Source organism: Aeribacillus sp. FSL K6-8394, from assembly GCF_038008865.1.
In the GTDB taxonomy this organism is placed as follows: Bacteria; Bacillota; Bacilli; order Bacillales; family Aeribacillaceae; genus Aeribacillus; species Aeribacillus composti.
Genome location: NZ_JBBPAA010000001.1, coordinates 818,620 through 841,055, shown reverse-complemented (window position 1 = coordinate 841,055; position 22,436 = coordinate 818,620). Strand labels below are relative to the sequence as shown.

The following is a 22,436-nucleotide window of genomic DNA, read 5'->3' as shown; positions in this document are numbered from 1 at the left end:
AAAATTGCCAGCTTTCTCCTTGTCTCTGCTGATTTTAAGAAACGAACATGTTCCTAAATGGAGTGTGATTGATTTCTTGAGGTAATACGAAAGAACTAAATTTGAACATGCATCCTCTGTATGTGAACAGTCAATCATCCCATAGTACAACCTTTACAAGAATTCATTGGCTTAAGAGATATAAAACTGAAACATATTATGCTTTTTCATTCAACTAATGCAAACCTCCCTCCTTTCCGTTATACTTAAAACGTTGTTGATTGAAAGAAAGGAGCATTATATGAAATCTCTCGTTTTAGCTGAAAAGCCGAGCGTTGCACGTGAGATAGCCCGTGTGCTTGGCTGCAAAAAAGAGCATAAATTTCACTTTGAAGGAAGCAAGTATATCGTAACGTGGGCGCTCGGTCATTTAATTGAATTGAAGATGCCGGAACATTACGATCCAAAATATAAAACATGGCGGCTGGAAGATTTGCCAATTATCCCAGAAAAAATGGGGTTAAAAGTAATTAGACAAACGAGCCGGCATTATAAAGGCATAGAACTGTTGGCGAAACGAACGGACATTAAAGATTGCATTATCGCAACAGACGCCGGACGTGAAGGCGAACTTGTTGCAAGATGGATTTTAAAAAAGCTGAACTGGAAAAAGCCGATTTTGCGCCTATGGATTTCATCTCAGACCGATAAAGCCATTCGTGACGGTTTCAAGCATTTAAAACCTGGGAAACAATTTGAAGCATTATATCAGTCTGCTGTTTGCCGTGCTGAGGCAGATTGGCTCATCGGCTTAAATGTGACAAGAGCTTTGACGACGAAATATAATGACCCGCTTTCGGCAGGGCGCGTGCAGACCCCAACCCTTGCCATGATCATGAAAAGGGAAACAGAAATTCAAAAATTTGTACCGAAGCCGTATTGGACGATTCATGCAAAAATCGGTTCCATTCATACCATCTGGGAGCGAAACGGCGAAAAAAGAATTTTTTCCAAAGAAACGGCTGAACATCTATTGGCAAACTTGAATGGTAAAAAAGGTACAGTCATCAAAGTGGAGCGCAAGCAAAAGAAAGAACATCAGCCGCTGCCATACGACCTAACCGAGCTGCAGCGGGATGCCAACAAGCGTTTCGGCTTTTCCGCAAAGAAAACGTTAACGATACTGCAAAAGCTTTATGAGCATTATAAGCTTGTCACATACCCGCGGACAGACTCCCGTTATTTAACTGCGGATATGGAATCGACAATGTTTGACAGGCTTCAGGCAATGGCTTCCGGCTATAAAGACGAAATCCGCCCTCTCCTTTCCAACAAAGGAAAAATTTTATTAAAACGGGTGTTCAATAATGAAAAAGTGACCGATCATCATGCCATTATCCCGACGGAGGAACCGCTAAATATGAGCCAGCTTTCCAATGATGAAAGGAAGCTGTATGATTTGATTGCCCGCCGGTTTTTGGCGCTGTTTTATCCTGCTTACGAATATGAAACCGTCCATGCGGTTTTTGATGTGAACGGAGAAACACTCACTGCAAAAGAGACAATTGTATTGAATAATGGATTTAAAGCCGTTTTAGGGAAGCAGCAGGATGAGCCGGAAAACAGAAACATCCCTGCTTTAGTTAAAGGACAATCTTTTGCTGTTCATCAAGTAGAAATAGAAGAAAAATTGGAAGAACCTCCTCTTCGCTATTCAGAGGCGGACATTCTTACGCAGATGGAAAAGTTCGGACTCGGCACTCCTGCAACTAGGGCGGATATTATTGAAAGACTTATCGAAACAGAAGCGGTTGAGCGAAAAAACGGAAGGTTCTACCCAACGAAAAAAGGTAAACAACTGATTGAACTTGTCAATGATGAACTAAAATCACCTGAACTGACAGCGCGCTGGGAAAAAGAGCTTGAAGCGATTGCACGGGGAAAAGGAAATCCTGAATTTTTCCTAAACAACATTCGCAAGCAAACGAAACGGCTCGTTAATGAAATAAAAAATAGCGATAGAAGCTACAAAGCACACAATTTAACCGGCTCCATGTGCCCGGAATGCGGCTCCTTTTTAAAAATACGTTCTACAAAAGAAGGACGTTTATTAGCATGTTCGAACATGGAATGCCGCTATAGCAAACGAAAAGATCCGAAGCTGTCCAACCGGCGCTGTCCACAATGCAAAAAACGAATGGAAATCCATAACGGCAAAGCCGGTGTTTACTTCCAATGCCGCCGCTGCAATGTGGTTGAAAAAGCGGAAGAAAAGAAAACGGCAGTCAATAACCGCAAAGATCGGGCTTTAATTCAAAAATACAGCCCGAAAAGCGATTCTTTTGGCACAAGTTTAGGTGATTTGTTAAAACAGGTGTTGGAAGAACAGCAATAAATAAAAAAGCTTCCGGATGCTGCGTTTACGACAAAAAGTTAGCTTGTTTCTATTTAAAAACAGTGTCACGACGAAGCTGGAATGGTATGCAGTTTGTTTCAAATATTTAAAAGGGATTTGTCAAATAAGTCATTTTTTCGGCTTATAGACAAACCCCTTTAATATTTAGAAACGTTCATATCGATGTTTATGATTATAATGGGCTCCACTTTCTGGACAGCTCCTTATCATTCATTAACTACCCGCGAATTAAAACGTTATGTACTATTTGTTCCCCCTGCATTTCTAAAAAACTCAAAACAGTCAACCACATATATTCGAAAATGGTCTCCCCTCTTTCGACCTCCCCAATATATTTAAAAATCAAGAATGTTTATACACATGCTGCTTTATCGAACAGTAATCCTCAAGTCGAGATGTTTATAAATTTCTAAAAAAAGCGGCACCTAAATAAGGCGCCACTTTGAAAGGATTAGTTTTTTTGTACGTTTGCCGCTTGAGGTCCACGTTGGCCTTCGACAATTTCAAATTTAACAGTTTGCCCTTCTTCTAACGTTTTAAAACCATCGCCTTGAATCGCCGAAAAATGAACAAACACATCGTCTCCACCATCGACTTCAATAAATCCAAACCCTTTTTCACTGTTAAACCATTTTACCTTACCTGTGTTCATGCTTTTTCCTCCAAAAAAAAGATTTTACCATTCATTGTTTGTTTTTCATAAGAAAAAAAGCCGCACACTCATGAGAAATGCAGACCATATAAGATCGCCTGCATTTCAATATGAGGTACGACTTATAATGGATCCATGATAAAACGAACTAAATGGTTAATTTATTATAACCAATCAAACATAAAGAGTCAAGAAAATGTAAGAATGTTCTTGACTCTTTAAGGGTGATACTTTATGTTATACGCTGCTTTCCCCTAAAAACAAATCTCATTCACTGCCGCGGTAAAGAAAGAACAGAGCTGTCAGCATTAGCCCGATCCCAATCAGGCGGTTTATGTCTATTCGATTTTTCGGCATTCCAAATAATCCAAAATGATCAATGATGACGCTGATGGCCATTTGACCGATGATTCCTGCAAGGAGCGTTACGGCCACCCCAACCTTCGGAACAGAAATAATGGTAAACGTGACGAACATCGCGCCTAAAAATCCCCCAAGCAAATTCCATTTTGGAACTTGAAACAAATCGGTAATGTGGCCCTTTCCAAAAAATAAAACAAGGAACGCTAAAACCATTGTTCCAACAAAAAAAGAGACAAATGCTCCTTCAACAGCACCGATTTTTTTGCCTAGACTTCCGTTAATCGGCGACTGTATTCCTATCATTATCCCACCCAGTATCGCTAAAAAAATGTAAATCCATTTCATCCTGAACCCTCCCCAGAAATATAATTTCTCTTCTACCCGCTTGAACTCCTTTACGTAAAAACGTTCTTAAAGTAAAAAAGTTGATTTTCTAAAATTTTCATTTTGTAAAAAAAGAAGAGACTTAAAAAAACAGCGCTTTTGTAAAAGCTCTTAAAATGATGAAAGACAACAGAATTTATCAATAAATTTTTGTTGTCTGAAAGTGCAAACCTGCCGTTCAGATGAGAATCAAACCCGTTAAATAATTTTCTAGACCCCCACAGAAAATGATGCTGTAAAGGAGGAGATGAAGACCGATCTATTTGTTTGATGAAGAGCACAACGTTTACAAGTATATTCGGCCTGATGATTCGTTCAATTATCCATTAACGACAATTTACTACACTTGTTATATGTAAAGACCTTAAAAAAATTATATTCAGCAAACTATTTTCTCTCATGTCATTTTCTAGATCAACCATTTTCAACATATATATAAACAAAAAAAGGAGGCACTTATGATCATTCATATTATACAAAGAGGAGAGACTTTATGGAACATAGCTGAACGCTACGGTATCAGTCTTTCTGAAATTATTGCTGCAAACAGTCTGCCCGATCCTAATCGATTACTGATTGGCCAATCACTTGTGATTCCCATTGCTTTTCGTCAACATATCGTCCGAGCAGGGGAAACATTATGGCAAATTGCCCAAAAATATGGAGTTGCCGTCGGGTCTATTGTTCAGGCTAACCATATTCGTGATCCTTCAAAAATTAATCCGGGAATGATTTTAAACATTCCGCCTCGCATCCATACTGTGAAGCCTGAAGAGAATTTATCGCAAATTTCTCAAATTTACCGTATATCCGTACAGGAAATTGCCAAAGCCAATCGAATTCAAAATCCCGACCTTCTTTATCCGGGGACAAGATTAACGATTCCTTTTGTAAAACCAGTCATTGACGTAAATGCATATACGATCCATGCAGGTGAAGAAGGAAGCAAAGAAGTTCGAGAAGCTGGCAGCTTTTTAACATACGTTTCTCCATTTGCCTATATCATTCGGGAAGACGGCGGACTCAATGCAATAAACGACACAGCGATTCTTCAATCTGCTAGATCGGAGCAAGTGATTCCGATGTTGAGTATAACAAATTTTACGTTTAGAGATCCTGGGTCCCGGCTGGCTCATGCCATCCTTTCAAATAAGGAACTGCAAGATCGATTATTGACCACCATTATAAACACTATGAAAGAAAAAGGTTATCGTGGATTAAATATTGATTTTGAAAATGTATATCCTGACGATCGTGAGTTATATAATCAATTTTTACAGCGCGCCGTTGACCGATTGCACAAAGAAGGATATTTTGTTTCGACCGCGCTCGCCCCTAAAACGAGCGCAGAACAAAAAGGAATATTATATGAGGCACACGACTATGCCGCACACGGCAGAATTGCAGATTTCGTTATTTTAATGACATACGAATGGGGTTATAGGCTTGGACCTCCTCAGGCGATCTCTCCGCTTAATCAAATTAAACAAGTGCTAGATTATGCTGTAACCGTCATTCCAAGAAATAAAATCTTTATGGGCTTCCAAGTATATGCTCGTGACTGGCTCCTTCCCCATGTTCAAGGTCAGGAAGGAGAAACATTTGATATGCAAGAAGCGATTCGTCGAGCAGTTCAACATGGTGCTGTGATACAGTATGATCGAACATCTCAATCTCCGTTTTATCGGTATGTGGATGAACAAGGCCGTACGCATGAGGTCTGGTTTGAAGATGCGCGCAGCACCCGGGCAAAATTTGATGCGGTAAAGGATTACGGTTTACGGGGAATTAGTTATTGGGTACTTGGCTATCCGTTCCCGCAAAATTGGGTATTACTTGAAGACAATTTTCAAGTGCGGAAATTCCGTTCAATTCATTGATAGCAGAAGTCTCTCATAGCACAAATGAAAATAAGGGAACCTACGCACAAAGCGTATGTTCCCTTCTCGCTTATTCCTCTTTCATAAACGGCCACCAGTTCGCTTTACCAAACATTTTGACCATCACCGGTACAAATAGCGGCAGTACAACAAGAGCATATAAAAATAATCCTGTTAAAACAATTGTGGCAATTTCGAGCAGCGACAGCACACCGGACGGAAGCATCGCCGCAAATGTTCCGCCTAAAATGACCGCGGCGGAAATAATGACCGTTCCCATATGACGCATAGCTGAAAGCATCGCTTCTGTGACAGGCAAATCTCTGTATTCGTTGAAGCGGTTCATAAGGAAGATGCTGTAATCTATGCCAAGCGCAATTAAAATGACAAATGAGAAAAATGGAACTGCCCAGTTCAAACCGTCGTATCCAAGAAGGCGAACGAAAATGACTTCTGACACCGCCATTGATGTGTAATACGTTAGAATAAGCGATAAAATTAAATAAATCGGCATGACAAACGAGCGCAGCAATGCAATTAATATAAGAGCAATCCCTATCAGCATCAATACAACTGTGCGGGAGTAGTCGTTTGCTGAAATCTCGTTCAAGTCGGAGTAAATGCTAGTAACCCCGTCATAGGCAATTTTCGCATTTTCAAGCTTCGTGTCTTTTACGGCAAACTCCACCGCTTGTTTGACCTCAGTAAGCTGATCCATCGCTGAAGTTGAATATGGATTTTTCTCGAAAACAACATCAATGGTTGTCACTTTGCCGTCATTCGATAAGTAAGCTTCTTTCGCATCCGCAAATTCTTTGCTTTCAAGCACTTCCTTCGGCATGTACCAGCCTGCCATTTCCTGATTTGAAGAAGAAAGGCCCGATAAGTAATTCTCGGCAGAACCGAGACCGTCGGCTACTTGTTTTAGACCATCCACGCTTTTGTCAAGGCCTGAAATCAGCTGATTCATTTGTCCATCCAGCTGAGAAAAACCTTGCAGCAATTCCTCCTGTCCATTGTTGACTTGGCTTAAGCCGTTAGACAGCTCCGGCAATTTTGAAATGATGGTTTGCTGTCCAACCGCTGCCTTATCCAACCCTTTTTGCAGCTGATCAAGCCCGTTGATGAGCTCTCCCATTCCATTAACGAGCGCTTTTTGACCTGAAAGTAATTCAGAATATGAACGGTTCGCCTGCTCTATTCCATTTGTCACTCGCTGAAGCGCTCCGTTAATTTGCTGAAATCCGCTTCTCATTTGTTTTGCTTGTTCACTAAGCTGGGAAGCTGCCATTTTCACCTGTTGATACTCAGCATCCTGCTGAAGCTGCTGATGTTGTTGTTCGATGCGGTTTAAAGATTCACTCATGCCGGATAAATGTGTTGACAATTGACCGAGATGTGATTCCATCTGTTGATATTGTTTCAGCAATGAATGTAGACTGCTTCCGGCTGTTTCATATCCTTTCAAAAGCTGTTCTGCGCCGGATTGCAGCTTTTTCGCATTGTTTCGAACGGTCTCAATCCCTTTCTTTATGTCGCCGGCCCCCATCGATCCGCTCTCGATCCCCTGTTTAACTTGCGAAAGCCCTTTTTCAAGTTCACCGACGCCTGCTTTTAATTCATTTGTTCCGGAAACGAGCGCTTCAATACCGTCTGTAGCTTGTTTTAATTTCGGAGATGATGCAGAAAGCTCTTTGCTCGCTTCATTCAAACCGGAGCTGATTTGTTCAAGCCCTTCATTTCCCTGACCAATTCCGTCTTTCAGCGTTTTCGCCTGTTCTGTCACAAATAATTGGTCGATCTGTTCGCCTGTCGGTCTCGTTACTGAGCGGACCGTCTCGACACCTTCAACTTTTTCGATGCTTCTGCTTATTTTTTCAATTAAAGCAAAATATTCCGTCCTATTCATGTTGTCATCATTTTTGATCACAATTTTTGTCGGCATCGCTTCGCCTGGGTTGAAGCTTTTCGAAATAATATTAAAAGCCTTGACAGAGTCGTAATCATCCCCGATTTCTTGAAGGGAATTAAACGACAGCTTGCCGTCATAGGAAAGCAGCACTGGGAGGGTAATGATTCCTACGATGATTAAAGAAACAAGCGGTCTGGTGAACGAAAAACGTCCTGCAAAGTCCCATAGCTTGCTCTGTTTATGTTCCAGATTTCCTTTAACTGGCCAAAACAACACCGGGCCAAGCACAGCCATGAAAAACGGAACAAGCGTCATAAGTGCTACCAGCAGGATGGCGACTCCGACAGCGACTGCCGCAGCCGATTGATAAAGCTTAAATGATGACAATCCGATCGCCGCAAAGCCGATCATAACGGCTAAACCGCTGAAAAACACAGTTTTTCCAGCCGTGCGATAGGTTGTTATAATCGCTTCAGTTCGGCTTTCTTGTTTGCCAAGCTCCTCTTTAAAGCGGCTTAGCAGTAAAATGCAATAGTCTGTACCGATCCCGAACAAAATGGCAACCAAAAATGTTTGCGTAAAAGTGGACAATGGAAAATTCACCATTTCAACTAAAAAGGCGACAATTGACTGTGATGCCAAATATGTCATGCCGACTGTCAAGAGCGGCACAAATGGCGCTATAAGCGAGCGGAAAACGATCAGCAAGACGATCAAAATAAACACGACTGTTATGCCTTCTGTTTTTTTCACTCCTTCCTGCGAGCTGACAATAACGTCTTCATCGATGATCCAGCTGCCGGTATAATAATGCTCCAATGAAATATGATCGATCACTTTATAAAGAGCGGATGTCATTTCTTTTGCCGTTCTTCCGTCTCTTTCCATTTGTATTGACGTCAAGATGGTGGTTTTATCTTTTGAAACAAGCTGATCCTTTAACTCCTCTTGATGAAAAGGCGAAACAATTTCTGTAATCCGTAAATTCTCGCTGTGTTGTTCAAGCTGTTTTACAGCTTGTTCCGCTTCTTTCCAATCTTCCTTTGTCAGCCCGTCCTCATTATGCAGCACAAGGGCGACTGATATTAGATCTCCTGAATGCTCTTTGCTCTGAATTTCTTTTAAAATGTCATTCGCGATCGAAGAGGAATAACCTTCTGGAACCGTAATTTGCCCTTTTTCGCGCACAAGCTCCTCCATGTTTGGCGATGTAAAGAGCAAACCAATAACAGCGACAAGCCATAAAATGAGTACAAACCATTTTCCTTTCAGGATTGCCCTCATGACTCAACCTCCAGTTCAAGCAATACGTTTGCCAATTTTTCATAGGTTTGAATAAATGATTCGATCTCGTCCTCCGAAAATTTTGTTATGAACGATCCTACAACTTTATGAACTCTCTCTTCTGTGCTTGCAAACAAATTGCTCCCTTTTTCAGTCAAAGCCAAATAAATGACCCTCCTGTCTTTTTCATCGCGAATTCGCCGAACAAATCCTTTCTCAACAAGCCGATTAATCATCGCTGTGATCGCGCTTTTGTTCACTCGAAAAACATTAGCTAGTTCTGTTGAAGTGCACCTTTCCTTTTGATGGATATAGCGCAAAAGATAGTGTTGTTCGTTTGTGATATCTGGATCAATTTCACATTTCACAAGTTCTTCTGCTCTTTTCGTTACAGTGAACGAAACCTTAATATACCGTTCGATCAATTCATCTATTTTTTTTCGATCCATTGTCTGCCCCCTATTTTAAATAGTTCAACTATTTAACTATTAAACTATTTAACTATCAACCTGTCAATCAATTTTGTATGAAAATTGGCAAACTTCCTCTTCTTCAAGCGCGTGAAAGGTGCATTCCAATAATTTGAAGGCTTCTCTAACGTGCTGAACGCTAGTTTCCATTCTCTAAAATATGTTCTTAGCATAGAAAAATGTTGTGTGCGCTAAGCTTTTATACTGTAAAAGATCCGCATCACTTAAGAGCAGATTCGACGAGCAGCAGTCAGGACTGTCCGTTGCACTCTCAATGCTTTCGTTATAGAACTGAGAAGCTCCTGTTTCAAGTGTCAGTTAAACGGCGAGCAATTCATGGAAAAAGGGATCAACCTGCAAAGATGATCCCATCCATCGGTTCACAAAATCATCCAAACCGAAACAGCTAGCGAAACAACAATTGGAATAACCTGAATACATACCATCCCTTTAAAGGTGATTCGTTCTTCAGGAATCGGAAATGAAGCCTTTTCACACAGCCAATTAGCAAGCTTCTCCATTTTTGACTTTTTCATTGGAAAATCCGGTACTTCCACTGTATATTTTTTTAATAATTTATCAATTTCACGATCCTTTTCCATCAGATTCGATCCCCCATTCTTTCCTCATTTTTTGAACCGCTTGATGCAGTCTTGATTTCACCGTGCCCAAAGGTATGTTTAAGATGCGCGCAATATCCTTTTTCGACAGATCATGATAATAAAACAATACGATAACGGCCCGCTGTTCGTTTGAAAGCGATTGAAGCATCCGCTCGACCTCCATTTTTTCATCGGAACGGGATATGGTGACAGGCTCTTTATATAAAAACGGAAGAAGACGGTGCCACCTTGCTCTCATTTTTATTTTGCTGATCATCGTATGATAAGCAATTTGAAAAAGATATGTCTTCAGCCTACCTTTTTCAGGGGAAAAGTAATGCTTTTTTTGCTGCAGCTTCAAAAATGCATCTTGAACGACATCCATGCTAAGCTGGTCGTCAAGTGTACAACGGTAAATAAAGCGGAAAAGCGGTGCTCGATATCGTTCATAAAGCTCGTTCAAAGCTTCCGTATCACCGTTTTGAAATTTTTCCATCAGCTTTTCATCTGTTAAATTCATCTGACCACCGCTCTTTAATTCCTTTGAACACATACAGGATTCTTCCGATGAACCAAAGAAACGTCATTAAAGTAAACATAAACGATTGATGAAGGAAAAATTGAATGACAGGACTGTTAATGTTATCTCCCCTTATTAGAAAGATAAAGAGTCCTGTGAGGCAGCAAAATGAATAAATTGCGGATATAACCGTAATCGTATCCCAACGGGTCCAATAGAAATAAAGATCGGTTTTTTTAAAATCAATGTTTCCCCATCGATCCCGAACGACCTTTTTATTTAAAGAAGCGATCGAAACACCGAAAATCGTTCCGATGATTCCGCCTACAATTGAACTGATTACCCAGCCGGTTACAGGCATAATTATCATCTCCTTTCCCATCATTCATTTGTTTATACAAATCGTGAAAGGAAAAAGTTCATTTTTCTCCGTAATTTTTTAATAAAAAGGCTTCAGGTTGATTTCATCTGTAATATTAACAAAATCGCTGTTAGTTCTAATGTTTCGCTGGCCGTTTTACATGAAACGCTCCGATTCCATTCCGTTGATCAACATTTTACATCTTCTTGCAGATAAATCTCACGCTTTTTTCGCAAACGTCATAGGTCCGAAACAGATTCAATCATTTTAATGTTTTATGAAAAATGAAGTTTTCCTGTTTCTTTCTGTCAAGTCGAAAAAGTTGAAGTTGTTTCTTTTCATTCGATACAATGGATGTGCGATTGATTGATAAAAGAAGGTGAAAACGTGAAAATTGAAATATGGTCTGATTATGTTTGCCCATTTTGCTATATCGGAAAGCGGCGGATGGAAAAAGCGCTTGAGCTGTTTCCGCACAAGGAGCAAGCGGAAATCGTGTTCCGCAGCTTTGAGCTTGATCCAACCGCCAAAAAACAGTACGATCTTTCCATCCATGAAATCATTGCTCAAAAATACGGCATTTCCGTTGAGGAAGCGAAGCGGGAAAATAACGATGTTGCCAAACAGGCAGAGTCCGTCGGATTGACATTTCGCTTCGAGGAAATGAAGCCAACAAATACGTTCGATGCCCATCGATTAGCGAAATATGCAGATAAAAAAGGGAAAGGAAGAGAAATGCACGAACGGCTCTTTTATGCTTATTTCACTGAATCGAAATTAATCAGTGACCATCAAGTTTTAGTTGAACTCACAGAAGAAATCGGCTTGGATGGCGACGAAGCGAATGTGCACGTATGCCTAAAGGAAGACGTGGACTTTGTCATCAAGCGAAACTTACGCCGAGAATCGAAAGCGCTTTGGTTCCAGATCGCTTCGCAAAAGGGCAAACGTGTCGATGATGGACAAAGCGAAGGAGTACAAACCTATGAGCTATGCCTTCCACAGAAGGCAGCGATCGATGGAAACACGTATACGTACGTTCAAGTCACCCAAGTGACGGAACGGACGATGGAACGCAATGGACAGCTGATGCTCGTTCCTGATTATGAAGTGGAAAGCTATTGGGTGCGGCTCAAAGGATACGAGCATGTTCGAATGAGCGATGTGCTCGCGTTGTATCATGACCATGCGACATGCGAACAGTTTCATAGCGAACTGAAGAGCGACTTAGATTTAGAGCGGCTTCCATCTGGGAAGATGAAAACGAATGCGCTCGTGTTGGTCATGGGAGCCTTCGTTTACAATCTTCTTCGTCTGATTGGACAAGATCTATTAAGCGATCCGAGACATCCGTTGCACCACAAAGTGAAACGCCGCCGCATCAAGACGATTATTCAGACGGTGATCACGATGGCAGGGCGACTCGTCCGTCGATCACGACAGATCTGGATGAAACTGACGCGAAGGAGTGGCTATAGCGAGCCCCTACTGAACGTCTATCAGAAATGGAGAGAGGCAAGATAACGAACGAATGTTCGGGCACTGATGTCCAACGTCACTCCCTGTGCTTTTTTGTCTATTTTTTTGGTTCGTATACCTAAAAAAGAGATTTGTTCCATTTTCGGAAATAGAGATGACATAGGTCATAAGCATAAAAGGGGTTTTATGGATTATCAATCCATCAAAATTACAACAAAATCAAAGTCGATTTCAATTCATCACGGATTCAGGCATTTCTTCATAAATTAAATTCTCGCTTCAAAAATGACCGTCTCTTGATCAAATTTCATATCCAATAGACCCTCTGTTTTATTTATAAAAGAGTTCCAATTGTTGATAAGATTATTGTAAGTAAATGGATAATACGCATGATGCGCCGACCAATCATTTTGAAAAAACATGTCCCAGTCGTTTTTTGAGGAATGATAACGGACAAGATCATTCCAATTCGCATCATTTGTTTTTTGTTCATATGAAACGTAAGCAGACGGTATAATATGCAAAAAGACATGATCTATATTTTTTTCTTTTGCGTGCCTTCTCATGCTTGAAATAATGTCATCGATGACTTTCGAATCAAGTATGGAATAAGCCCTTTTGCTCCGTCCATATGCTTCTTCCCTCTTTTCCTCCTGGAAGCGGTTGTATGATTCAATCGTTTTTTGGATATATGAATGGTATACATGCTCAAGGTTGCCGCGCATTTTTTCAGACAATGGTGTATGAAGCAATGCTTCCAGCTTCATCCCTAATAATCCGAGTTCAATCCCGATTTGTTCTTCGCTTTTTGCAGCCGTATAGCCATGTTCTGTTCGGACCGCTTCTTGATAAAAGGACCCAGCCGCTTCAAAATCATATATTGTATAATGATCGCCGGTTTCTAAAGCGCTTTCCTTCTGTAAAAATTGTTGGCGGAGCGCCTCCAACTTAAAAGTATGGCTTCCCCTTAACAGCTGTTCACCATCCGTTCTGTCGATTGGGGCATAATCCTTATGCTTGCGTAAAAAAGATGTATATTGTTCGATGCGCTGTTCATAAGCTTTTAAAATATCGTTATACATCTCCTCTTTCACATCTGGGAAACCATGCTTCACAAAAAAGCCGCCAACTGATTTTGAAAAAGAATCAGCTAACTGTTGGATGCTTTGTTGAAAAAAATGATCGAGTTTGTCGAGCCGCTCTTTTCGTTGTTCACCAAAAAAATTTTCTTCAATCCAGTTTTTTAAATAAACATATTCTGAAGCTAGATCATCAATTTTTTCACCTAGGCGGTCAAAACGCCCAAATCCTGCCCGCCCCCTTGCTTTCGCGTAGAACTTAGTTGATTTCCAAGGAACGATTAGAGCGTTTGACTTTCCCCTTTTTAACGTGATTGTTTTCAGAACAGATCAGTGTGCCAGCGCTTCCTTCCTCAAATCTTTTATGTTGTCCTTTTCTGATTGGGCCCCAAGATTGGATTCATATATTTTTTCGACAATAGACTGTTTTTTCTCATGTTCTTTCAATGATTGCTGCAGAGCCACAATAGGTGCAAAACTGAATTGATCTGTGTAATAAAGCTGAACCATTTTCCCACCTCCTTTTATATCAGAAGCTAGAAAGGATTCCTAAACTTTCATTTTTTTGCGGATGCGAGTTTGTTTGATTTATATTCTTAGTTTCGACGGAAACCATTATAAAACCTCTTGTTTGCACAAAGATTTTAAGTGACTGTCCAAAATGGATTCGATCATCTCATTAGATAAATATTCCGGATGCATTAATCCATGAATGGCCAAGCCATCGATCAGCGCATACAGACGGTCCACCTCCAGCTCTACATTGATATTCGGCCGCGCAAGATCAAGTTTGACTAAAGTCTTGATGACCTGTTCAAATCCATAACGCATTTTAAGATATACTTCTTTGCTTAAAGGCTGAAGTTCCGGCTCCGAAAGAGCTTTCTGGGTAAAAGCAAACCATACCTCCATTTCTTTCTTTGTATCATCTTCAAGCGGCAAAACCTCCCGGATCATCCTTTTCATTGCATCAAGCGGCGGCATAGAAAAATCAATTTCGTTAATTCGTTGACTCACCCTTTCCGACACCAATTTCATTGCAAATGACAGCAATTCTGCTTGAGTTGAAAAATAATGTCTTAATGAACCAACGGAAACTCCTGCTTCTCTCGCAATATTGCGAACGGTTGCTTTTTCCATCCCGCCTTTCGCAATGACATTCCATGTCGCTACAGCAATTTTTTCTCTTTGTTTTACGTGATCCACTTTTTTCGGCATATTTTTATTATATCATGGTTGTTTTTTTAATACACTTGTGTTAAATTTTTATTTAATACGTGTGTTTTAAAAAGGAGTGGAATCATGATCGGTTGGCTCATTGTCATATGCGAAATTTTGTTTTGGATATTTGTCGGCGCCGGATTATTCGCCAGATATATTCTAGGCTGGAAAAAAATCGGGTCGCTCCTTCTATTGTGTACGCCTCTTATCGATCTTGTTTTAATCATCGCAACGGTTTTCGATTTGAAAGACGGCGCAACAGCTCATTTTGTACACGGATTGTCTGCTGTATATATTGGGGTTTCGGTTGCATTTGGCAAACGGATGATTCAATGGGCGGATGAACAGTTTGCTTACCGATTTGCTGGAGGAAAGCGGCCAAATAAACGGCCTCAATTCGGAAAACAGCATGCTGCTTATGAACGGAAAGGCTGGTACCGCCACCTTCTAGCATGGATTATTGGGAATGCCCTTCTCCTGTTCATGGTTCTTTTCGTCAACGATTTCCAGAAAACAGAAGCACTTTTATCATTTTCGGCAAAATGGACGTTCATCCTGTTTATCGATTTTTTATGGAGCTTCAGCTATACAATATGGCCGAAAAAAGAGGCGAAAGGGCATTATGAAAGTTAAAAATGCAATCCTATAATTTGACCATTTTCCCCTAGATTAGCGCTACAGAGCTTGTAGAGAAGGACAATATTTTTCTCTACAAGTTTTATTTACAGCTTTTTATACCATGTTTGTAAACTCTTTACGTTAGTACCATCCCATCATAAACACTCCGAAACATGCAGTATTCACTAAAAACGTAATCCCAGCTGCGATCAGTATTCCTTGAGCAATCGCTGTTTTTCCTTTCATTAAGGCGATCACCACTGCTGGAATGATATAAATCACTTGAACAAAACCGATAAAAAAGATCGTAATCGGAAAAATCAACAATAGCCCATGTAAAAGAAGCACAATACCGATGCCTTTCCAAATGTCTTTTGTATGCTCATTCATGCGCAGTCATCGCCATTTCTGTTTGAATTTCTTTCAGCCGGTTTTCAAGGCTGTCCCTATAAAACAAGTTATACGTGTCAAACGGAATGATGCGGCCGTCGTGATGTACAATATGAACACAGGATTTTTTAACTGAACGAACATCAAAGTTATAAGCATCTAAAAATTGCATAATAATTACACGAAACACATTGTTATAGCTGATATTTTCCGGTATCGCTACTTTCGGCAGACAGCATAATAAATCTTTTAGTGACATCGCGGAAGAGCCGGGAGAATGATTTAAACTGAATAGCTCAAAAACTTTATGTTTCAATTGTTCATCCTGTTCAAATACGATCGTATTTTGATCTCCTTCAAGGAGAATATGCGGATCGATCATACCCGTCAGAGGCTTTACTTCCCCGTTTAACTTCAGCGCATACCCCATAGCCAAACAGTCAGGATGGCAAGGGACGGGAATAATATCGTCTGCTTGAAAAACCTCCGATTGCTCGATAATCATGCTGCGAACTTCGCTCAACGTTAATCGGTCAGTTGCAGGGTTAAAATTTTTTGTTCTTCCGGCAATTTGCACCGGCTGAAAGGTGACTCCCCTGACTGCCTGCTGCGTAAGACCGTATTTAATGATTTTTCCGACCTCCTGATCGTTTACACCCTTTTTTAACGTGACAACTAATGTTGTGGAAATGTTGTATTCATTTAAATGTTCTATTGCCTTCTCTCGGACTGCACGCAAATCTACTCCGCGCAGATCGATTAACGCCTCTTTTTCAAAACTGTCAAACTGCAAATAAATTTCAAATCCGGGCATGTAGCGAGCCAGCTTTTCAGCAAATTTTTTGTCCTGGGCAATTTTAATTCCGTTTGTATTCACCATTATATGCTTAATTGGCTTCGATTTCGCCATTTCTAATATCTCGAAAAACTGTGGATGGATCGTTGGTTCACCGCCGCTGATTTGAACGATATCCGGTTCCCGCTCATTTTTCACAATCGCATCAAACATCTTCTCAATTTCCTCTAGTGGGCGCCATTTCTGTTTTTTCGGGGAAGACTCCGCATAACAGATCGGGCATTGCAAATTGCACTGATCCGTAACTTCCACCAATGCCAAGCAGCTGTGCTGCTCGTGATCCGGACATAAGCCGCAATCATACGGGCACCCGTATTGAATGGAGGTATTCCAGTGATACGGCATTTCTGCACGCTTCAAAAATTCACGGCATTTTTTGTAATATTCGATATCGGTTGAGATCAATACTTTTTCTCTTCCATGATGACGGCAATGTTTTACTAAAAAAACTTGATCATTCTCAAATATGACTTTTGCTTCCGTTTTCCGCAAACATTTCGAACAAATGCTGTTCGTTAATTCATAGAAAATGTATGGTCTATTTGGCATACTGAAATTTCTCCCTTCTTTTTTTCCTTATAAGGAACAAATAGTACATCAATCCGACGAAAGCTGCTAACTGAATGTTGTTTAACCCAAAATACGGGTGAGGTGTCGGCTTGATAAAATCAATAAAAAAGCGAAACAGCAAATAGGAAACCATAAAAAACTGGAACAGAAACCCTTCCCACGGAGATGTTTTCTTTTTTCTTATGTATAGAACGAAAAAACCGATCAGCCATAAATAGACAATTTCATATATTTGAGTTGGATGTCTCGGCACGCCGTCTCCAAAATCAACACCCGTCACCCAAGTCGTTGGGGTGCCGTGCGTATGGTCTGAGAGGCCGGTGAAAAAACAGCCTATCCTGCCAATGCTCATGCCAATAATAAGCGGTAAGACAAAATCATCGCCTGTCGAGCGCTTCCAGCCGATTAGCTTTTTTGCGGTTTCAACTCCGATCAATCCTCCCAGCAATCCACCGACGATCGTTTTCCCGGCCATTAAATAGTTGAGATTCGTCACATTTTTCAGCGTTTCAACAGGATTTTCAAGCCAATATAGGAGCTTTGATCCTAACGCAGCCCCGGCTATCGCACCGATCACGACCCACATCGCCTTATCAAGCGGAATTCTTTCTTTATTTCTCGTATGCAAGTAAACTCTGAAACCGACAAAATAAGCCAAAGTCTCAAAAAATAAATGCGGATGAATCGAAACAGGACCCAAATGTATATAAACAGGAAAATCCATTTTACACCTCTTTTTGCAAAACCTTACTTTCATCATATCAAAAAATATGAATTTATTGTTTTAATATTTTAAACATTACAAAAAAATTCGTTGCAGCAGTTATATTTTTTCCCCGTCTCAACTAAACTAATGGAAGCGCCGGCAAATATTTTCGAAAGCTGATTTTTGTTCAACAAGCTTAGCATCAATAAGTGATTCCAAACTGTCCGCATCAGCCCATTTGCAGAAAAGCTATATTTTCTAATGTTTATAATCAAGGCAGATTGGATTTTTCCGGAAGAAAATTCCGAATTTCCTTTGAATCATGATGGCAATCGCTTTTGCATACAAATAAATAATTAAAAGTTATTTGTTAGGAATCGTTGTTTGAGCAGGTTTCCTACATTTGATTCAACGATCATCCTGTCATTTCCTTGCTCTCATTCACGCAAATCTTTCAAACTTTTTTTACACTTAACAGAATCGGTTTTGAAAAATATACATCCTACTAATTGTGCAATTCAAAATTTACGAGACTATATTTTCGTTTATAATGAAGTTGTCAAATTCCATAACGTAAAGGGGGAAATCACCATGTCTGGCAAGATGAAGTCTTACCGAGTGGGGATCGCAGGTGCGGGTGCTTTTGCCACTTTTTTGTCCGGTGCGCTTGCACGGCTGCCTGAATTTCAATTGACAGCTGTCGCAGGAAGGACGGATACAAAACGGGAGAGCGTGATGGCTGCTTATCAAAAACAGAGACATGATGCGATAACGCCAAAAGAATATTATGAGGCAGCCGACCTTATAGCCGATCCTGAAATCGATATTGTCATTTTAGCAACACCGCCCCATCTTCACTCCTCACTTAGCCGACTGGCTTTAACACACGGAAAGCATGTCTTGTTAGAAAAACCTGGTGCCCTTTATGCCAAGGAACTTTTGGAAAATGCGAACTATGCAAAAAAACAAAAGCGTGCATTCGCCGTGAACCTTGTATTGCGTTACAATCCGCTAGTAGAAGCTGTTGAATGGATCGTCCGCCATCGGCTGCTTGGATTCGTGCATCATGCAAGTCTCACCAACTCGGCTCATCACGTCGCCAATGGCCATTGGTTTTGGAATGATCAACTAAGCGGAGGCATTTTTATTGAACATGGAGTTCATTTTTTTGAGGTCGGTCGCCACATACTCGGAGAAGCGGTCGATGCGAACGGTTTTGCTCTGACGGAGGAAAACGGTGAAAAACAGCGTGTTTGGGCAAGCGTTCTTCATAAACCAGTTTATCAACAAGACGAAAAAAGTTCGGAAAACAACATTTATTCTTTAGTTCCTGTTCAATATTACCACGGCTTTACGATGGATCCTGACGCACCGGAATCGACAAAATGGGAAATTCATTGCACTCATGGACGGATTGTACTTGAAGGATGGATTCCCCAAAAATTATTTTTAGAGGGCAAAATCTCAAAAGAACAGGGCGAGCTGATCGATCAAATACTAGACAGCATACCGAAAAAACCGGTAGAAAACGCTGTTGAAAAAGTACGCTCTTCAGCCTTTCATTGTTTCAAAAATAAATTGTTCCCGCTTGAAGCACTATCCAGCATTTCATACGAACGGACAATCAAATTGGAGCAGCGGCAATTGTGGTATGAGGCAATGGTCCAAGACCGTTTCCTTGATTTTTGCCGAATCATTGAAGAAGAAGGATGGGAAGGATTTGTTACAGCTGAAGACGCCGTGAAAGACTTAGAACTGGCAAATCGTGTAACGTTTAATAAAACGGAGCAGCCGCTAACCGAATAAATTGGTTAGCGGTTTTAAATAGCATTTTATCCAATGGAAAACGACTGATCTAATCTCGTTTTTTTATTTCGCATATACACTAATGCGAAATGATGTTAACGTCATTCCAGCACCTTTCATGTTCCCCTTTTAATTTTTATTCAAAATCCCCTCTAAGAACAAAAGGGACACTTGGTCCGCAAGTTCATTTTCTGTTTTTTCTCCTGTCATTACATATCGTTCAATAATGTGCTCGATCACTGAGAGAAATGCTTCACCGGCAAATTGAGTGTCAATTTCCGTTTTAACAATTCCAAGTCTTTGATTGTTGCTCATATTTGCTGCTATTTTTTCAACAATGATGCTTCGTAAACGATCATCTTTGTTCTCCCTGAGTGCAACTTTCGTTAAGTGAGGATTTTTTCCGAGAAACTTCAGAATGTCAGCGATTGTCTCACGGACATGGTCTTTCACTTGCTCCGGTTGTATATCAGCCACTTTTTTTCCTGCATCACTAAAATGAATTAACTGCTTTTCAAAATCTTCAAGCATTTGTTCGAAAATTTCTTCCTTGCTGTTGAAATAAAGATAAAAAGCTGCCTGCGTGAGCCCTGCTTTTGCCACAATATCGCTGATCTTTGTAGCATGAAAACCTTTATGAGCGAACAGCTCCGCAGCAGCTTGAAATATTTTCTTTTTGCTCTCTTCTCCTTTATTTCTCGCCATAAAAATCACCCTTTTTATGGGGCTGTCCAAAAAGTCAGGGTTAACTGACTTTTTGGGGCTCCTTCATTTTAGGGATTTATCGGACAGACTATTTTTCCTACCTTGTGTTAGGGGCTGTCTTTGAAAGTCAAATCGCCATTGAAAACAAAAAATCATAAACACCGATATATCAACGTTTCTAAAACATTAATGGGGGCGTCAATAAGCCGTAAAAACGACTTATTAGACATCTCCTATTGTACATGATATTGCTTTTACGATCCATTACTTCCATTAAGTTTTTTTGCCATCGTTTGATCATTTCTCCTCCTCTGTCGCCACCGCTGTTGTGATGTTTAAACAAATAAAGAGCGGCATCAACAAATGAGCCGCCCAATTACCCTTGTGTCAGGCTGATTTAGCCTCCATTTGAAAGCCCGGATCATTCCATATTTCAATCCATTTTTTCAATGCCGTTGCCAAGATGACAATACCAAGAACGAGCATAATGATGGATAAAATTCCGTTTAATACGTTGTAGCCTGCAGCTTCCGGATTCAAATAAACATTTACGGTCATCCAGTAGCCTGCATAGTTTACTGTAGCAAATAAATAAGCTAACGGAATGAGGCAAGTAAGCATATATCTTCGTTTATCGGCAATTTTTAAAATGACTGTCGCACCGACAATCAGTCCGATGGACGCCATCAGCTGGTTCGATACGCCAAACAATGCCCAAACCGATCCAATATCTCCTGAGTAAAGCAGGTACCCCCACATAAAACAGGCTAAAGCGCTTGCAAATACGGAAGCCGGAACGGAGTCTACCTTTTTCAATGGTTTATACACTTCACCGAAGAAATCTTGAATTAAATAACGTGCTACACGTGTTCCTGCATCAATCGCAGTTAAAATGAAAACAGCCTCAAACATTATAACAAATTGGAAAAAATACGAAGCCAAATTCTCAAACCATGGAATCGCAGTAAAAATATAAGTCATTCCAACTGCAAGTGTAACCGCTCCACCTGTTCTTCCTTCCAAATTTAAACCTATTTCCTGGCTTAAAGCTGGTAAATTAATAACATCCATTCCAAGTGTCCGGAATACTTCCGGTGCGGAATTGATCGCAAAATAATCTGCCGGATGAAGAGCTGTTGCAGCGATCAGCGCCATGATGCCGACCAAACATTCCACCAACATGGCTCCAAAGCCGACAACTTTTATATCGCTCCACTTATTAAGCATTTTCGGCGTTGTACCCGATCCGACAAAAGCGTGAAATCCTGAAATCGCACCGCATGCAATTGTAATCGATATAAACGGCCAAACAGGTCCAGCTAAAATCGGCCCTCCGCCGTGGATAAATTCTGTAAAGGCCGGCATTTCAATAGAAGGATTAATGATAAAAACACCAATGATCAGCGCAATGAACACACCGATTTTCATAAAGCTACTCAAATAATCACGAGGAGCAAGCAGCAGCCAAACCGGCAAAGCCGCAGCAAAAAATGCATAGATTGGTAAAATAAGCGCCAAAGTTTTAGTATCGAATGTCAACCAATCCCCAAGAGCTGTTTCTTGTATGGAAGGTCCTGCGAAAACACCTATCATTAATAAAATAAAGCCAACTGTTGAAGCTAATTTTAAATTGCCTGTTTTCTTATAGAAAATTCCGACTCCCATTGCAATAGGAATGGTGATTCCGACTGCAAACGTGCCCCAAGGGTTTTTTTCCAATGCATGAAGAACAACCATGGAAAGACCAGCCATTGTTATGGTAATAATAAACAGCATGGCAAGTCCTGTGCAAAAGCCGGCTACCGGACCTAATTCTTCTTTTGCTACTTCCGATAATGATTTCCCTTTTTGCCGCATGGAAGCAAATAAAACGACTGCATCATGGACGGCTCCCCCAATTACGGCACCAATCAAAAGCCACAGTAGACTGGGCAAATATCCAAATTGTGCGGCCAGGATCGGTCCGACGAGCGGTCCTGCTGCAGCAATAGCGGCAAAGTGATGCCCGAAGCTTACCCATTTATTCGTTGGAACATAATCCTTTCCATCATTTAATTCGTGAGCTGGTGTCGGTTTTGAATCATCCAGCTTCAACACTTTTACAGCCATAAATGTTCCGTAAAGACGGTAGGCGATCATTAAAATACACATTGAGGCAATCACGATTGTAATCGCATTCATTT

19 protein-coding genes and 2 pseudogenes are annotated in these 22,436 nt (G+C 40.6%); 6 read left to right on the top strand and 15 right to left on the bottom strand.

The genetic code is table 11. The features are described 5' to 3' along the window. The first annotated feature begins 280 nt into the window (after positions 1–280). Positions 281–2,374 carry a DNA topoisomerase III gene (locus tag NSR00_RS03850; RefSeq protein ID WP_340787122.1) on the top strand — a complete coding sequence of 698 codons (2,094 nt, stop codon included), beginning with the start codon at positions 281–283 and terminating at the stop codon, positions 2,372–2,374. A gap of 472 nt (positions 2,375–2,846) precedes the next feature. On the opposite strand, the gene cspD is transcribed toward NSR00_RS03850, so the two are convergent. Together cspD and NSR00_RS03840 are read right to left on the bottom strand one after the other, a co-directional pair. Beyond that, positions 2,847–3,047: a cold-shock protein CspD gene (gene cspD, locus NSR00_RS03845; protein ID WP_063389535.1), complete on the bottom strand. Its 201-nt coding sequence runs from the start codon at positions 3,045–3,047 to the stop codon at positions 2,847–2,849. A 267-nt stretch (positions 3,048–3,314) separates the two neighbouring features. After that, on the bottom strand, positions 3,315–3,755 hold the full coding sequence (locus NSR00_RS03840) for a DMT family transporter (RefSeq protein WP_340787119.1): 441 nt from the start codon (positions 3,753–3,755) through the stop codon (positions 3,315–3,317). Positions 3,756–4,252: 497 nt separating this feature from the next. Between NSR00_RS03840 and NSR00_RS03835 the strand changes: the two genes are divergently transcribed. Beyond that, positions 4,253–5,674 carry a LysM peptidoglycan-binding domain-containing protein gene (locus tag NSR00_RS03835; protein WP_340787116.1) on the top strand — a complete coding sequence of 474 codons (1,422 nt, stop codon included), beginning with the start codon at positions 4,253–4,255 and terminating at the stop codon, positions 5,672–5,674. A 70-nt stretch (positions 5,675–5,744) separates the two neighbouring features. Here NSR00_RS03835 and NSR00_RS03830 read toward each other — a convergent pair whose 3' ends face one another. From NSR00_RS03830 to NSR00_RS03810, 5 genes are all read right to left on the bottom strand, one after another. Next, positions 5,745–8,870 carry an MMPL family transporter gene (locus NSR00_RS03830; protein WP_340787114.1) on the bottom strand — a complete coding sequence of 1,042 codons (3,126 nt, stop codon included), beginning with the start codon at positions 8,868–8,870 and terminating at the stop codon, positions 5,745–5,747. Continuing rightward, entirely contained in the window at positions 8,867–9,319 is a 453-nt protein-coding gene (locus NSR00_RS03825; protein WP_144597992.1) for a MarR family winged helix-turn-helix transcriptional regulator, read from the bottom strand. The genes NSR00_RS03830 and NSR00_RS03825 overlap by 4 nt, the downstream gene beginning before the upstream one ends. Positions 9,320–9,720: 401 nt before the next feature. Further along, positions 9,721–9,942, bottom strand: a complete 222-nt coding sequence (locus NSR00_RS03820) for a hypothetical protein (protein ID WP_094245728.1) — start codon at positions 9,940–9,942, stop codon at positions 9,721–9,723. Continuing rightward, positions 9,926–10,462 (bottom strand): RNA polymerase sigma factor, encoded by a 537-nt coding sequence (locus tag NSR00_RS03815; protein WP_340787110.1) that lies wholly within the window; start codon positions 10,460–10,462, stop codon positions 9,926–9,928. Before NSR00_RS03815 ends, NSR00_RS03820 begins: the two co-directional genes overlap by 17 nt. Next, positions 10,446–10,823: a hypothetical protein gene (locus NSR00_RS03810; RefSeq protein WP_063389541.1), complete on the bottom strand. Its 378-nt coding sequence runs from the start codon at positions 10,821–10,823 to the stop codon at positions 10,446–10,448. Before NSR00_RS03810 ends, NSR00_RS03815 begins: the two co-directional genes overlap by 17 nt. Positions 10,824–11,210: 387 nt before the next feature. Here NSR00_RS03810 and NSR00_RS03805 point away from each other — a divergent pair. Continuing rightward, positions 11,211–11,666, top strand: a pseudogene (locus NSR00_RS03805) (DsbA family oxidoreductase); the annotation flags it as partial. Next, positions 11,661–12,347, top strand: a pseudogene (locus tag NSR00_RS03800) (transposase); the annotation flags it as partial. The pseudogenes NSR00_RS03805 and NSR00_RS03800, both read left to right, overlap by 6 nt. Positions 12,348–12,568: 221 nt before the next feature. On the opposite strand, the gene NSR00_RS03795 reads toward NSR00_RS03800, so the two are convergent. The 3 genes from NSR00_RS03795 to NSR00_RS03785 form a co-directional block, all read right to left on the bottom strand. Beyond that, entirely contained in the window at positions 12,569–13,417 is an 849-nt protein-coding gene (locus NSR00_RS03795) for a hypothetical protein (protein ID WP_340787090.1), read from the bottom strand. Positions 13,418–13,711: 294 nt separating this feature from the next. Beyond that, positions 13,712–13,891, bottom strand: coding sequence for a hypothetical protein (locus NSR00_RS03790; protein WP_340787088.1), 180 nt, complete (start codon positions 13,889–13,891; stop codon positions 13,712–13,714). A 105-nt stretch (positions 13,892–13,996) separates the two neighbouring features. After that, positions 13,997–14,599 carry a TetR/AcrR family transcriptional regulator gene (locus NSR00_RS03785; protein WP_063389544.1) on the bottom strand — a complete coding sequence of 201 codons (603 nt, stop codon included), beginning with the start codon at positions 14,597–14,599 and terminating at the stop codon, positions 13,997–13,999. Between the two features lie 84 nt (positions 14,600–14,683). On the opposite strand from NSR00_RS03785, the gene NSR00_RS03780 reads away from it, so the two are divergent. Next, the gene (locus NSR00_RS03780) at positions 14,684–15,235 is read left to right on the top strand and encodes a hypothetical protein (RefSeq protein WP_130156567.1); all 552 of its coding nucleotides are present in this window, start codon (positions 14,684–14,686) and stop codon (positions 15,233–15,235) included. Between the two features lie 126 nt (positions 15,236–15,361). On the opposite strand, the gene NSR00_RS03775 is transcribed toward NSR00_RS03780, so the two are convergent. Genes NSR00_RS03775 through NSR00_RS03765 form a run of 3 tightly spaced genes read right to left on the bottom strand, consistent with a single transcriptional unit; the run spans position 15,362 to position 17,760 of the window. After that, positions 15,362–15,610, bottom strand: coding sequence for a hypothetical protein (locus tag NSR00_RS03775; RefSeq protein ID WP_340787084.1), 249 nt, complete (start codon positions 15,608–15,610; stop codon positions 15,362–15,364). After that, positions 15,603–17,015: a radical SAM protein gene (locus NSR00_RS03770; protein WP_340787081.1), complete on the bottom strand. Its 1,413-nt coding sequence runs from the start codon at positions 17,013–17,015 to the stop codon at positions 15,603–15,605. Before NSR00_RS03770 ends, NSR00_RS03775 begins: the two co-directional genes overlap by 8 nt. Continuing rightward, on the bottom strand, positions 17,005–17,760 hold the full coding sequence (locus NSR00_RS03765; protein ID WP_063389548.1) for a prolipoprotein diacylglyceryl transferase: 756 nt from the start codon (positions 17,758–17,760) through the stop codon (positions 17,005–17,007). Before NSR00_RS03765 ends, NSR00_RS03770 begins: the two co-directional genes overlap by 11 nt. A 573-nt stretch (positions 17,761–18,333) precedes the next feature. Between NSR00_RS03765 and NSR00_RS03760 the strand changes: the two genes are divergently transcribed. After that, positions 18,334–19,548, top strand: coding sequence for a Gfo/Idh/MocA family protein (locus tag NSR00_RS03760; protein ID WP_340787077.1), 1,215 nt, complete (start codon positions 18,334–18,336; stop codon positions 19,546–19,548). A 129-nt stretch (positions 19,549–19,677) separates the two neighbouring features. Here the strand turns inward: NSR00_RS03760 and NSR00_RS03755 are convergent, their stop codons facing one another. Both NSR00_RS03755 and cstA read right to left on the bottom strand, forming a co-directional pair. After that, on the bottom strand, positions 19,678–20,253 hold the full coding sequence (locus NSR00_RS03755) for a TetR/AcrR family transcriptional regulator (protein WP_066246672.1): 576 nt from the start codon (positions 20,251–20,253) through the stop codon (positions 19,678–19,680). A 387-nt stretch (positions 20,254–20,640) separates the two neighbouring features. Then, complete coding sequence (cstA, locus tag NSR00_RS03750) at positions 20,641–22,434, bottom strand: carbon starvation protein CstA (RefSeq protein WP_063389551.1); 1,794 nt, start codon at positions 22,432–22,434, stop codon at positions 20,641–20,643. Positions 22,435–22,436 lie beyond the last annotated feature (2 nt).